Annotated in this window: 12 protein-coding genes; 8 read left to right on the top strand and 4 right to left on the bottom strand. The window is 66.9% G+C overall.

Annotated elements, in window-relative coordinates:
• Positions 1-22: 22 nt before the first annotated feature.
• Entirely contained in the window at positions 23-784 is a 762-nt protein-coding gene (locus tag C8N38_RS05020; protein ID WP_108024576.1) for a DeoR/GlpR family DNA-binding transcription regulator, read from the bottom strand.
• A 256-nt stretch (positions 785-1040) separates the two neighbouring features.
• On the opposite strand from C8N38_RS05020, the gene glpD reads away from it, so the two are divergent.
• The 8 genes from glpD (at position 1041) to C8N38_RS04980 (ending at position 8925) form a co-directional block, all read left to right on the top strand.
• Positions 1041-2651 carry a glycerol-3-phosphate dehydrogenase gene (gene glpD / locus C8N38_RS05015; protein WP_108024574.1) on the top strand — a complete coding sequence of 537 codons (1611 nt, stop codon included), beginning with the start codon at positions 1041-1043 and terminating at the stop codon, positions 2649-2651.
• 45 nt (positions 2652-2696) lie between these two features.
• On the top strand, positions 2697-3785 hold the full coding sequence (locus C8N38_RS05010) for an ABC transporter ATP-binding protein (RefSeq protein WP_108024572.1): 1089 nt from the start codon (positions 2697-2699) through the stop codon (positions 3783-3785).
• Between the two features lie 12 nt (positions 3786-3797).
• On the top strand, positions 3798-4883 hold the full coding sequence (locus tag C8N38_RS05005; RefSeq protein ID WP_108024570.1) for an ABC transporter ATP-binding protein: 1086 nt from the start codon (positions 3798-3800) through the stop codon (positions 4881-4883).
• Positions 4883-5755 (top strand): carbohydrate ABC transporter permease, encoded by an 873-nt coding sequence (locus tag C8N38_RS05000; RefSeq protein ID WP_108024568.1) that lies wholly within the window; start codon positions 4883-4885, stop codon positions 5753-5755. Before C8N38_RS05005 ends, C8N38_RS05000 begins: the two co-directional genes overlap by 1 nt.
• Positions 5755-6597 carry a carbohydrate ABC transporter permease gene (locus C8N38_RS04995; protein ID WP_108024566.1) on the top strand — a complete coding sequence of 281 codons (843 nt, stop codon included), beginning with the start codon at positions 5755-5757 and terminating at the stop codon, positions 6595-6597. The genes C8N38_RS05000 and C8N38_RS04995 overlap by 1 nt, the downstream gene beginning before the upstream one ends.
• Positions 6597-6824, top strand: coding sequence for a DUF1413 domain-containing protein (locus C8N38_RS04990; protein ID WP_108024564.1), 228 nt, complete (start codon positions 6597-6599; stop codon positions 6822-6824). Before C8N38_RS04995 ends, C8N38_RS04990 begins: the two co-directional genes overlap by 1 nt.
• A 4-nt stretch (positions 6825-6828) precedes the next feature.
• Positions 6829-7101, top strand: a complete 273-nt coding sequence (locus tag C8N38_RS04985) for a DUF2160 domain-containing protein (protein WP_108024563.1) — start codon at positions 6829-6831, stop codon at positions 7099-7101.
• Positions 7102-7197: 96 nt separating this feature from the next.
• Entirely contained in the window at positions 7198-8925 is a 1728-nt protein-coding gene (locus tag C8N38_RS04980; protein WP_108024561.1) for an ABC transporter substrate-binding protein, read from the top strand.
• Between the two features lie 259 nt (positions 8926-9184).
• Here the strand turns inward: C8N38_RS04980 and C8N38_RS04975 are convergent, their stop codons facing one another.
• The 3 genes from C8N38_RS04975 to ychF form a co-directional block, all read right to left on the bottom strand.
• Positions 9185-11698, bottom strand: coding sequence for a cation:proton antiporter (locus C8N38_RS04975; RefSeq protein ID WP_108024559.1), 2514 nt, complete (start codon positions 11696-11698; stop codon positions 9185-9187).
• 89 nt (positions 11699-11787) lie between these two features.
• A complete protein-coding gene (gene aroQ, locus C8N38_RS04970) occupies positions 11788-12222 on the bottom strand; it encodes a type II 3-dehydroquinate dehydratase (RefSeq protein WP_108024557.1) in 435 nt (144 codons plus the stop codon).
• 85 nt (positions 12223-12307) lie between these two features.
• Positions 12308-13405 (bottom strand): redox-regulated ATPase YchF, encoded by a 1098-nt coding sequence (gene ychF, locus C8N38_RS04965; RefSeq protein WP_108024555.1) that lies wholly within the window; start codon positions 13403-13405, stop codon positions 12308-12310.
• Positions 13406-13585 lie beyond the last annotated feature (180 nt).

The following is a 13585-nucleotide window of genomic DNA, read 5'->3' as shown; positions in this document are numbered from 1 at the left end:
GGCGAGCCTGAGAGACACCGCCTCAATCTGCGATCTCGACCCGGGTGTTCCAGGCCCGGCACCGCTCGGCCAGCGCCCCGGACAAGGGGCGATCGGTGAACAGCGCATCGAGATCGCCCAGCGAGGCGATCCGCACCGGCGCGGTCCGTTCGAACTTGGTGGCGTCGGCGACCAGGAAGGTGCGCCGGGCCTGCGAGATGACGGTCTGGCTGACGCCAACCTCGCGGATGTCGAAATCCAGCAGATCGCCATCCTCGTCCAGCGCCGAACAGCCGATCACCGCATAGTCGACCTTGAAGGCCTGGATCGCGCGCATGGTCAGCGTGCCCACCAGCCCCGCATCCGACCGCCTGAGCGTGCCGCCCGCCACCACGATCTCGCAATCGGGGTTCTCGACCAGAATGTTGGCCACGTTCATGTTGTTGGTCACCACCAGCAGGTTGCGGTGATGCGAAAGCTCGCGCGCGACCGCCTCGGTCGAGGTCCCGATATTGAGAAAGACCGACGCCTCGTCGGGGATCGCTTGGGCACAGCGCCGGGCGATGGCCGCCTTGGCCTCGGGGTTCAGGTCGCGCCGGTGTTCGTAGCCGATATTGGTCACGCCCGAGGGCAGGATCGCCCCGCCATGGACCCGCTCGAGCTTGCCCGCCTCGGCCAGATCGGCGAGGTCGCGGCGGATGGTCTGGACGGTCACCCCGAAATGTTCGGCCAGCGCCTCGACGGTGACACGGCCCTCGCGGCGGGCGATGTCGAGGATGTCGGGCGCGCGCAGGGTCTGGGACATCGGCTTTCCTTTCCGCTCCAAATTGTTCGATTTGCCGATGCCTCGCAAGCGGCGCAGTCCGGACCGGCGGCAGAGATCGCCTGAGTTCCGCCGCGAGAACGCGCGCATGCTGCAAATGCGAAAGGCGTACTCGGCCAAGCGCGCATGAAGCTGCGCGCTTCAGGCCATACCGAACAGAAACGGAATAAAAACGAAAATTCCGATTGACGCAACTTGTCGCAGCGTGGTTCGTTGACTCTACCGAAAGGACCGATTCATGCCCGCGCCCCTTGCGACAACGCCCCAGTCCGACCCGACCGACCTGCTGATCGTGGGCGGCGGCATCAATGGCTGTGGAATCGCCCGCGACGCCGCCGGGCGCGGACTGAGCGTCACGCTGGCCGAGATGGGCGATCTGGCCTCGGCGACCTCCTCGGCCTCGACCAAGCTCTTTCACGGCGGGCTGCGCTATCTCGAGTATTTCGAGTTTCGTCTGGTCCGCGAGGCGCTGATCGAGCGCGAGACGCTGTTGCGCGCGATGCCCCATATCAGCTGGCCGATGCGCTTCGTGCTGCCGCTCGACACGCGAATGCGGTTCGATGCCAGCACCCCCGCGTCGAGGCTGCTGTCCACGGTCATGCCGTGGATGAAGGGCCGCCGTCCGGCCTGGATGATCCGTCTGGGGCTTTTTCTTTACGACAGCCTCGGGGGCCGCAAGATCCTGCCCGCGACCCGCACGCTGGATCTGGCGACAGACCCGGCGGGCCAGCCGCTGAAGGACAGCTTCCAGCGGGCCTATGAATATTCCGACTGCTGGATAGAGGATGCGCGTCTGGTCGCGCTGAACGCCCGCGATGCCGCCGAGCGCGGCGCCGAGATCCTCGTCCGCACCCGTGTCATCGGCGCCGCGCGCGGCCCGGACCTCTGGACGGTCACGCTGCGCGACCAGCAGACCGGCGAGGTCTTCACCCGCCGCGCCCGGATGCTGGTCAATGCCGCCGGCCCCTGGGCGGGCGAGGTGATCGGCGAGACGCTGCACGAAACCTCGTCAGACCGGGTGCGTCTGGTGCGGGGCAGCCATATCGTGACGCGGAAGCTCTTCGATCACGACCGGTGCTATTTCTTCCAGGGGCAGGACGGCCGGATCGTCTTCGCCATCCCATACGAAACCGATTTCACCCTGATCGGCACGACCGATGCCGAACATGCGGACCCCGACACGCCCCCCGTCTGCACCGAGGCCGAACGCGACTATCTGCTGGCCTTCGTGAACCGCTATTTCCGGCAGGACGTCACCGTCGAGGATATCGTCTGGACCTATTCCGGCGTGCGGCCGCTGCATGACGAGGGCGAGGGCTCTGCGACCGCCGCCTCGCGCGATTACGTGGTCAAGCTGAACCGCGCCGGCGCGCCGCTGCTGAACGTCTTCGGCGGCAAGATCACGACCTATCGTCGGCTGGCCGAATCCGCGCTGGAGAAGATCTCCGAGGTGAACGAGGGCCTGCCGGGCCGCTGGACCGCGGGCGTGCCGCTGCCGGGTGGGGATCTTCCGGTCGATGGCGTCGAGGACCTGATCGCGCGGCTCAAGGCGACGCACCCGTTCCTGACCGACCGCTGGGCACGGCGGCTGGTGCGCGCCTATGGCACCGAGGCGGCAGACCTCCTGGACGGCGCGCGCAGCCCCGAGGATCTGGGGCGCGACTTCGGCGCGACCCTGACCGAAGCCGAGGTGCGCTGGCTGATGGACCGCGAATTCGCGCGCGAGGCCGCCGATGTGGTCTGGCGCCGCAGCAAGCTTGGGCTCAGACTGAGCCCCGACGAGATTGCCGGGCTTGACGCCTGGATGACGGATAAGCGCCCCAAGGACTTGCCCGCCGCCGCCGAATAGGCGGCCGAGACGGGCCCAGGGACGGAATAAGGGAGGAGTGCCGCGATGGCGCTGACGCTTGACGGCCTGTCGAAGGTCGTGAACGGCCGGACGCATATCCATGCGACCGATCTGACGCTGGAACCCGGCACGATGAACGTGCTGCTGGGGCCGACGCTTTCGGGAAAGACCACGCTGATGCGGCTGATGGCCGGGCTCGACCGGCCCACGACCGGGCGCATCCTGTGGCAGGGCGAGGACGTGACGGGCATGCGGGTGCAGGACCGCCGCGTCGCGATGGTCTATCAGCAGTTCATCAACTACCCCTCGATGACGGTCTACGACAACATCGCCTCGCCGCTGCGGCTCGAGGGCCGCAGCCGCGACGAGATCGACCGCGCGGTGAAGAAGACCGCCGACATGATGCGGCTGTCGCCGCTTCTTGACCGCAAGCCGCTGGAACTGTCGGGCGGCCAGCAGCAGCGCTGCGCGCTGGCGCGCGCGCTGGTGAAGGACGCGGGCCTCGTGCTGCTGGACGAGCCGCTGGCCAATCTCGACTACAAGCTGCGCGAGGAACTGCGCGCCGAGATCCCGCGGATCTTCGCCTCTTCCGGCGCGATCTTCGTCTATGCCACGACCGAACCCGAAGAGGCGCTTTTGCTGGGGGGCAACACCGCGACGCTGTGGGAAGGACGGATCACCCAGTTCGGCCCCGCCCCCCGGGTCTACCGCCAGCCAGCCGACGCGATCACGGCGCGGGTCTATTCCGACCCGCCGATGAACTTCCTCAGGGTCTCGAAGACCGGCGGACGGCTGATGTTCGGCGACGGCCAGTGGGTCGAGGCGAAGGGCGCTCTCGCCGCGCTCGCCGACGGGCGCTATACCGCCGGCTTCCGCCCGAACCATGTCGAGATCGAACGCCACACCGCCGATGCCATGGTCTTTCACACCGGACTTGCGGTCTTCGAGATCACCGGGTCGGAAACCTTCATCCATCTCGACCACCATGGCGAACGCTGGGTGGGCGTGATCCACGGCATCCGCGATCTTCGGATCGGGGCCGCGCTGCCGGTCTATCTGGACCCGTCGCATGTCTACATCTTCGGCGAGGACGGCGCGCTTGTCGCCCCCGCCGCCTATGCCCTTGCGGCCTGAGGAGGAGCGACCATGGCCCGGATCACGCTGGAACACCTCGCCCATTCCTACCTGCCCGCCCCGCAATCGCCCGACGACTACGCCCTGAAGGAGCTGAACCTCGACTGGGAGGACGGCGCGGCCTACGCGCTGCTGGGCGCGTCCGGCTGCGGCAAGTCCACGCTTCTGAACATCATCTCGGGGCTGCTGACGCCCAGCCGGGGGCGCATCCTCTTCGACGGGGTCGACATGACCGCCGCCCCCACCGCCCAGCGCAACATCGCGCAGGTGTTCCAGTTTCCCGTGGTCTACGACACCATGACCGTGCGCGAGAACCTGGCCTTCCCGTTGCGCAACCGGGGCCGCGACCCGGCCTATATCGCCGAGAGGGTGCAGGCGGTCGCGCGGATGATCGGGATGGAGGATCAGCTGAGCCGCAAGGCGCGCGGGCTGACCGCCGATGCCAAGCAGAAGATCAGTCTGGGGCGCGGGATGGTGCGGCGCGAGGTCAACGCGCTTCTGTTCGACGAGCCGCTGACGGTGATCGACCCGCACATGAAGTGGGAGCTTCGGACCCAGCTGAAGTCGCTGCATCACGAGTTCGGCCATACGATGATCTACGTCACCCACGACCAGACCGAGGCGCTGACCTTCGCCGACAAGGTCGTGGTCATGCATGACGGCCGCGTGGTGCAGGTGGGCACGCCGCAAGAGCTGTTCGAGCGACCCGCCCATACCTTCGTGGGCTATTTCATCGGCTCGCCCGGCATGAACCTGCTGCCCGCGACGATCGAGGGCGACCGGGCCTATGTGAACGGCATCCACGTGCCCCTGGGCGGCCGCTACGGACCGCTGGCGGGCGGCACCCGGATCGGGGTGCGTCCCGAATTCGCCCGGCTGTCGAAGGACGAGGGGCTGCCGGTCCGGATCTCCCGCATCGAGGATGTGGGCCGCCACAAGATCCTGCGCGCGACCTGCTTCGGGACCGAGATCAACATTCTCGCCGCCGAGGGCGAGGCCATTCCGGCCGAGGCCTCGCGCGTCGTGTTCGACCCGGCCAACGTCAATGTTTATGCCGACGACTGGCTGGTCGCCCCGGCACAAGGGAGCGCCGCCTGATGGAAAAGACAGTCAATCACAAGGCGTGGTTCCTGGTACTGCCGGTGCTGGTGCTGGTGGCCTTCTCGGCGGTGATCCCGCTGATGACGGTCGTGAACTACTCGGTGCAGGACACGTTCGGGCAGAACCAGTTCTTCTGGGCCGGGCTCAATTGGTTCCGCGAGACGCTCGCCTCCGAACGGATGTGGGACGCGCTGGGGCGCCAGCTGGTCTTTTCGGGGATCATCCTCGCCATCGAGGTGCCGCTGGGCATTCTGGTGGCGCTGTCGATGCCCAAGAAGGGCGTCTGGGCCTCGGTCTGTCTGGTGCTGATGGCGCTGCCGCTTCTGATCCCGTGGAACGTCGTCGGCACCATCTGGCAGATCTTCGGGCGCGAGGATATCGGGCTGCTGGGCTACACGCTGAACGCGCTGGGGGTCGACTACAACTACACCCAGGGCTTCTTCGCCGCCTGGACCACGGTCATCGTGATGGATGTCTGGCACTGGACCTCGCTGGTGGCGCTTCTGGCCTATGCGGGGCTGCAATCGATCCCCAACGCCTATTATCAGGCGGCGCGGATCGACCAGGCCAGCCGCTGGGCCGTCTTCCGCTATATCGAGCTGCCGAAGATGCAGGGCGTGCTGATGATCGCGGTACTGCTGAGGTTCATGGACAGTTTCATGATCTATACCGAGCCCTTCGTCGTCACCGGCGGCGGCCCCGGCAACGCCACAACGTTCCTGTCCATCGATCTGGTGAAGATGGCGCTGGGGCAGTTCGACCTCGGACCCGCGGCCGCCTTCTCGCTGATGTATTTCCTGGTGATCCTGCTCGTGTCCTACGTCTTCTACACCGTGATGGTGAACATGGAAAAACGGGAGGGCAAGTGATGGCCGACGCCCCTGCCCTGCCCGCCTCCCGCGTCCTGCCCCGGGTGAATGCCCGCGCCGTGGTGATGGTGGCCTACCTTCTGTTCCTGCTCTTGCCGATCTACTGGCTTGTGAACATGAGCCTGAAGACCAATGCCGAGATCCTCGGCAGCTTCAGCCTCTGGCCGAAGGATCTGACCTTCCGGAACTACGCGACCATCCTGACCGACCCGTCCTGGTACATGGGCTATGTCAATTCGATGATCTACGTGGTGATGAACACGGTCATCTCGATCACCGTCGCGCTGCCCGCCGCCTATGCCTTCAGCCGCTACACATTCCTCGGCGACAAGCATCTGTTCTTCTGGCTGCTGACGAACCGGATGGCCCCGCCCGCGGTCTTTGCCCTGCCCTTCTTCCAGCTCTATTCCTCGGTCGGGCTTTTCGACACCCATATCGCGGTGGCACTGGCGCATTGCCTCTTCAACGTGCCGCTGGCGGTCTGGATCCTCGAGGGCTTCATGCGCGGCGTGCCCAAGGAAATCGACGAGACCGCCTATATCGACGGCTATTCCTTCCCGCGCTTCTTCGTGAAGATCTTCATGCCGCTGATCGCGTCGGGCATCGGGGTCGCGGCCTTCTTCTGCTTCATGTTCTCCTGGGTAGAGCTCCTGCTGTCGCGGACGCTGACCAGCGTGGACGCCAAGCCCATCGCCGCTACCATGACACGCACGGTCAGCGCCTCGGGACTGGACTGGGGGGTTCTGGCTGCCGCGGGTGTGCTGACCATCGTGCCCGGCGCGCTCGTGATCTACTTCGTGCGCAATTACATCGCCAAGGGCTTTGCCCTCGGGAGGGTTTGATGACAGCAGATCAGGAAGCCATGATCCGGGACGCGCTCGACGCGCTAGCCCCCGGCGAATTCCACTTGCCCGACGCGGTCGGCGCCCGATGGGATACGCTCTGGATCGGCGAGAAGGTGGGGATCGGCAACGATTTCCTGCGGGCCGTGCGGGAGGGCCGGTTCGAGGGGATCGAGGATACCGGCCGCAAGGAACACGGCCTGCATGTCTACGTGAAGACGGGGTAAGCGCATGGACTGGATGGCCTGGACCTGGCCCACGGCGGCCTTCTTCGCCACGATCGCGGCGCTTCTGGTGCTGTTCACCGTGCTGGCGATCCGGTTTCCGGAAACCCCGCGCGTGGGTGTGCTCAGGTTCGAGACGACCCGCGGCGACCGGCTCTTCATCACGTTGCTGGGCGCGGCCTTTCTCAATCTGGCCTGGCTGGGGCTTGCGCCCTGGCCGCAATGGGGCGCGCTGATCCTTTGCGCGGGCTGGGCCGCGGCCGTCTTCCGCTGGGTGTGACCCGCGCAGGACGGTCGGGCGGCGGGATTGGAGGCCCGCCGCGCTGACGCAGGGCCCGACGACACGAAAAATACTGGGTTCAATAGGGAGGAAACCATGACCCACGGATACCGAACCACAACCGCTCTGGGGTTGGCGCTGGGCCTTCTGGCCGCGCCCGGCTGGGCCGGGATGGACGAGGCGCGCAGCTTCCTCGACGCCGAGATCGGCGACATGTCGGTGCTGTCGCGCGCCGATCAGGAGGCCGAGATGCAATGGTTCGTCGACGCCGCCAAACCCTTCGCGGGGATGGAGATCAAGGTCGTTTCGGAAACCATCACCACCCATGAATACGAATCCAAGGTACTGGCCCCGGCCTTCAGCGCGATCACCGGCATCAAGGTCACCCACGACCTGATCGGCGAGGGCGACGTGGTCGAAAAGCTGCAGACCCAGATGCAGTCGGGCGAGAACATCTACGACGCCTACATCAACGACAGCGACCTGATCGGCACCCACTGGCGCTATCAGCAGGCCCGCAACCTGACCGACTGGATGGCGGGCGAAGGCGCCGACGTGACGAACCCGGGGCTCGACCTTGAGGATTTCATCGGCACCAGCTTCACCACCGGCCCGGACGGCAAGCTGTATCAGCTGCCCGACCAGCAATTTGCGAACCTCTACTGGTTCCGCTACGACTGGTTCACCGACCCGAAGACCATGGAGGATTTCAAGGCCAAGTACGGCTACGATCTGGGCGTCCCGGTCAACTGGTCCGCCTATCAGGACATCGCCGAGTTCTTCACCGGCCGCGACATGTCCTACATGGGCGCCGAGGGCGACATCTACGGCAACATGGATTACGGCAAGAAGGACCCCTCGCTCGGCTGGCGCTATACCGATGCCTGGATGTCGATGGCAGGCATGGGCGACAAGGGCGAACCCAATGGCCTGCCGGTCGACGAATGGGGCATCCGGGTGAACGAGAGCAGCCAGCCCGTGGGGTCCTGCATGGCCCGCGGCGGCGCCACCAATTCGCCCGCGGCGGTCTATGCGGTGACGAAGGCGATCGAATGGCTGCAGAAATACTCGCCCCCCACGGCGGCGGGCATGACCTTCTCGGAGGCCGGTCCGGTGCCCGCCCAGGGCCAGATCGCCCAGCAGATGTTCTGGTACACAGCCTTCACCGCCGACATGGTGGGCGATGGCGCGGGCGCGGTGCTGAACGAGGACGGCACGCCGAAATGGCGGATGGCCCCCAGCCCGCATGGCGCCTATTGGGAAGAGGGCATGAAGATCGGCTATCAGGATGCCGGGTCCTGGACGCTGATGAAATCGACGCCCGTGGACCGGGCCAAGGCGGCCTGGCTTTATGCCCAGTTCGTCACCTCGAAGACGGTCGATGTGAAGAAATCGGACGTGGGGCTGACCTTCATCCGCGACTCCACCATCAACTCGCAGCACTTCACCGACCGCGCACCCATGCTGGGCGGGCTTGTCGAGTTCTACCGCTCGCCCGCCCGGGTGCAGTGGTCGCCGACGGGCACCAACATCCCCGACTATCCGAAGCTCGCCCAGCTCTGGTGGCAGAATATCGGCGATGCCATGTCGGGCGCGAAGACCCCGCAAGAGGCTCTGGACGCGCTTTGCGCCGATCAGGAGAAGGTTCTCAGCCGTCTCGAACGCGCGGGCGTTCAGGGCGATCTGGGGCCGAAGCTGAACGAAGAGCGCGACCCCGAATACTGGCTGGAACAGCCCGGCGCGCCGAAACCGAAGCTCGCCAACGAGGAAGAAGAGCCCAAGACCGTCGCCTATGACGACCTGATCCAGTCCTGGAGCAACTGAGCCCCTTTGCGTGACCGCGGCGCCCGGCATTGACTGGCCGGGCGTTTTTCTTTGGCGGGAACCGGTCCCGCACCCGGCCGGGGACGAACGGGTCCTCGGGCAGAGCCGCGAAAGCGCGCCCGTGCCTCCCCGGGGTCCGCCACCGTCCGAACAGGTCCGATCCGTACGCCACGCCGGACGGACGAGCCGCCGGGCCGCCTTCCGAAACGCAGGCCCTGTCGCGGTGCTGGCCCTATCGCGGGGCAGGCCCTGCCGCGGCTCAGGCGGCGGGCGCCTCGGCGGGCAGGATCTTTTCAGGCGACATCCCGCGCCGCGCCGCGCTTTCAAGCACGGCTTCGCGCATCGCGGGACTGCTCGACAGCAGCCTGCGGAACCGCGCCTCGTCGAGAACCAGAAGCGTCGATGGGGCGATCGCCCGCACCTCGGCCCGGCGCGGCCGACGGGTCAGGATCGCCATCTGCCCGAACATCTCGCCCCGCCCCAGTCGCGCGACCTGCCCCGCCATCTCCATCTCGACCGCGCCGCTGGCGATGAAGAAGACTGAACGCGCGGGCATCTCCTTGCGGAAGATCACCTCGCCCGGATCGGCATGGCGTGTCACCAGCGCCCGCGCGAGCCGCCGCAGCGCCGCCTCGTCGAGCCCCGCGAACAGCGGGAAGCGCCGGACCAGATCCGCCTTTCTCACGGCGATATCGAGGCGCGGGCGCTCTTCGGCCGCGGCGCGGCGACGGTCGATCTCCTGCATCAGCACCGCGAACAGCTCGGCCCCGATCAGCCCGTCCTCGCGCAGCGACCGGTATTCGCGTTCCTCCAGCCGCAGCGCGGTGCGACGGATGAAGCGGCGCTCCAGTTCCTCGGCATAGCCCGGGAATTGCAGCCTCAGCCCGTCCAGCGCGGTTTCCAGCGCCTCGTCGCGCCGTTCCAGAAGTTCCTGCAACAGGTCGGCCACCCGGCGTCCGTGGATGCGCCGGATGCGCGCCTCGATGAACCCGCCCAGATCGTGCAGCACCAGCCGCTGGATCAGCAGATCCTCGAACCGGTCGGCGGTCAGCCGCGCCAGCGGACCTGCGATGCGCAGCCGGTTGTTCAGCACCACCGCCAGCCGGAAGGCGCGGCTGTAGCCGGTGCTGGCCTTCGAGGCGGTGCGATAGCCTGACCGCCCGCCGGTGCGCGCGCCCTCGATCAGTCGGTCGGCATTCGACAGCATCCGTTCGGCAAGCCCGAGCGGGATGGTGCGGTCGCGAATGCGGTTCAGGATGGCGTCCCGTTCGGCCCCGGCAAGCGCCACCAGTCCCAGCGTCACGCGGTCCCGATCAAGGATCTCGGCATCCGCATCGGCGGTCTTCACCGCCTCGTCCAGCCGCTCGCCGAAGCGCTTGGCCTCGGAGCGCACGATGTCGTGCGAGAGATCATAGGTTTCGGTGGTGCGGGCGACGTCCTCGCGCACCGTCTGCAGCGCGACCGCCACTACCTGGTTGGACAGCGCCCGGTCGATGGGCGACAGCCGGTCGAGCCCCAGAAGCCGAATCACCGGCCGCAATGTCGTCCCCTGCACGAGGAGGGTAAACAGCGTGAACCCGGTCGCAAGGATACCGACCACGCGCTTGACCTCGACCGGGACATGGACGCTTTCGGTCACCGCCAGCGCCAGCGCCAGCGTGACCGCGCCGCGCAGACCGCCCCAGAGGATCGCCACGCGATAGGGCCGCTCGACCATGGGCGAAAGCCGCAGCAGGGTCAGAAGCGGCAAGAGCCCGAAGAGGATCACGACCCGCGCCGCGATGGCCGCCAGGGCCACAGCGGCGACGAGGCCCAGATCGTCCAGCCGCACCTCTTCCATCAGGCGCGGGATCAGCAGTGCGGCCAGCACGAAGATCAGCGCCCCGGCCCAATGCGCCAGCAGGTCCCAGACTTCGCGCAGGTTCGTCATCGCCGAGGGCGCCAGCCGCCCCGGCCCCATCAGGTTCAGCGTCAGACCCGCCGCCACCACGGCGATCACGCCGGAGGCGCCGACGCTGCGCTCGGCGAGGATATAGGCCAGATAGGGCAGCGCCACCGACAGCGAGATCTGCGCCAGCTCGAACCGCTGGAACAGCGTCATCGTCCATATCGCCACCCGCGCGCAGATCCAGCCGGTGACGGCCCCGCCCGCGATCAGCATCGGAAAGCGCCCCAGCGCCGAGGAAAAGGCGGGGTCGGGCACGTTATCCATGACAAAGCTCATGAACAGACCAAAGAGCGCGATGGCGGCGGCATCGTTCAGGAGGCTTTCGCCTTCGATGATGCGGGCAAGACGCCGCGGCGCCGAGATCGACCGGAAGATGCCCACCACGGCCGACGGATCCGTGGTCGAGACGATGGCCCCGATCAGCAGGCACACGGTGATCGGCCAGGGGCTTGCCCAGGCCAGCGCGTAGCCCACCGACAGCGTCGCGACCACGACCGCGACCACCGCCAGCATCAGGATCGGCACCCAGTCGTCCAGCATGCGGCGCAGGTTCATCCCCAGCGTGACCTGGAAAAGCAGCATCGGCAGGAAAACGTAGAGAAAGACGTTCGACCGGATCGGCAGGTTGAGGATCGCCTCGGCCACCGGATTGAGCGCATCGGTCAGGTCGGTCCGCAGGAAGAAGATGGCGCCCGCGCCGATCATCATCCCCAGAACCGCCAGGATCACCGCATAGGGCAGCCTCAGCCGCGCGGCCAGCGGTTCGGCCGCGGCGATGACCACGAAAAGGCAGGCGGTAATGGTGGTGAGAACGACAATGTCCATGGCTCTGAGATAGGCGAAAGCGACAGGGGGGGAAGCGCCGCCCGGAAAACCCGTGTGCTCCGCGCCGGGGACGCGACGATCAGGGGCTCTCAGGCCAGAAGCGAACAGATCCGCCGCACGGCCAGTTCGTAGCCCTCGATCCCGCAGCCGGCGATGACGCCATCGGCCCGCAGCGAGACATAGGACCGGTGGCGGAAGACTTCGCGCTTGTGAACGTTTGAGATATGCACCTCGATCACCGGGCCCTCGAAGGCGTTCAGCGCATCGAGGATCGCGACCGAGGTGTGGGTATAGGCGGCCGGGTTGATGACGATGCCAGAGGCCTCCTGCCGCGCCTCGTGAATCCAGTCGACGATCTGCCCTTCGTGGTTCGACTGCCGCAGCGTGACGGAGAACCCCTTTTCCCCGGCCACCCGGGCGCAGGCGGTCTCGACATCGGCCAACGTCTCGCGACCGTAGATCTCGGGCTCGCGCTGCCCCAGCAGGTTCAGGTTCGGACCGTTCAGGATGTGGATCGTCTTCATGGGTGGCTCCCGAAACCGCGCCTGTTCTTTCTAGCGCGGACGGGCGCGGCCGGAAAGGCCGCCCCGCCCGGTCCGGCTTGAGGGCTCAGGTATTGAAGAGGAAATGCATCACGTCGCCATCCTGGACGACATAGCCCTTGCCTTCGGCGCGCATCTTGCCCGCGTCCTTGGCCCCCTGCTCGCCGCCATGGGCGATGAAATCGTCAAAGGCGATGGTCTCGGCCCGGATGAAGCCGCGCTCGAAATCGCCATGGATGACGCCCGCGGCCTTGGGCGCCGAGGTGCCCAGCGGAATGGTCCAGGCGCGGGCCTCCTTGGGGCCGACGGTGAAATAGGTCTCGAGCCCCAGAAGCCCGTAGCCCGCCTTGATCAGCCGGTCGAGGCCGGCCTCCTCCAGCCCAAGCTCTTCCAGAAAGACCTCGGCCTCCTCGGGATCGAGCTGGCTGATCTCTTCCTCGATCTTGGCCGAGATCACGACGCTGGCCGCGCCCTCCGCCTCTGCCATGGCCGCCACGGCGGCCGAGAACGCATTGCCGGACGCGGCCTCTTCCTCGGCGACGTTGCAGACATACAGCACGGGCTTGGCGGTCAGAAGCTGCAGCATGCCCCAGGCCTTGGCGTCGTCCTCGGCCACCGCGACGGTACGGGCCGGACGGCCCGCGTTCAGGGCGTCCAGCGCGGCTTTCAGAAGACGCTCCTGCTGGATGGCGTCCTTGTCGCCGCCCCGGACCTTGCGGACGAGCCCCTGCAGACGCTTCTCGATCGATTCCATGTCGGCGATCATCAGCTCGGTCTCGATCACCTCGGCATCGGCGACCGGATCGACCCGGCCCTCGACATGGGTGACGTCGCCATCCTCGAAGCAGCGCAGCACATGGGCAATGGCGTCGCATTCGCGGATATTGGCCAGGAACTGGTTGCCGAGCCCCTCGCCCTTGGAGGCGCCCTTCACCAGCCCCGCAATGTCGACGAAGGTCATCCGGGTCGGGATGATCTGTTTCGACCCCGCGATCTCCGCCAGCTTGTCGAGACGCGGGTCGGGAACGGCCACCTCGCCCACGTTGGGCTCGATGGTGCAGAACGGGAAATTCGCCGCCTGCGCCGCTGCGGTGCGGGTCAGCGCGTTGAAAAGGGTCGATTTGCCCACGTTCGGCAGGCCGACGATGCCGGTCTTGAAGCCCATGATCCCGTCTCTCCTGGCTTGGGTGCGCGGGCATGTAGGGGGCGCGGACCCCGCCCGTCAAGCGTCCCCGTCGGGCCGGGTCGTCCCGCCGGCCGGTTTGTCCGGCCCAATCGCCGCCCGGGGGGCCGTCGCCAACGGCCGGACCCGGGCGCAATTCTTCGCAGAAGAATTGGGGCCCCG

Source organism: Rhodovulum kholense (genome assembly GCF_003053725.1).
Taxonomy (GTDB): Bacteria; Pseudomonadota; Alphaproteobacteria; order Rhodobacterales; family Rhodobacteraceae; genus Rhodovulum; species Rhodovulum kholense.
The sequence above is the reverse complement of the archived record's forward strand: the minus strand, read 5'-3'. Positions and strand labels throughout refer to the sequence as shown.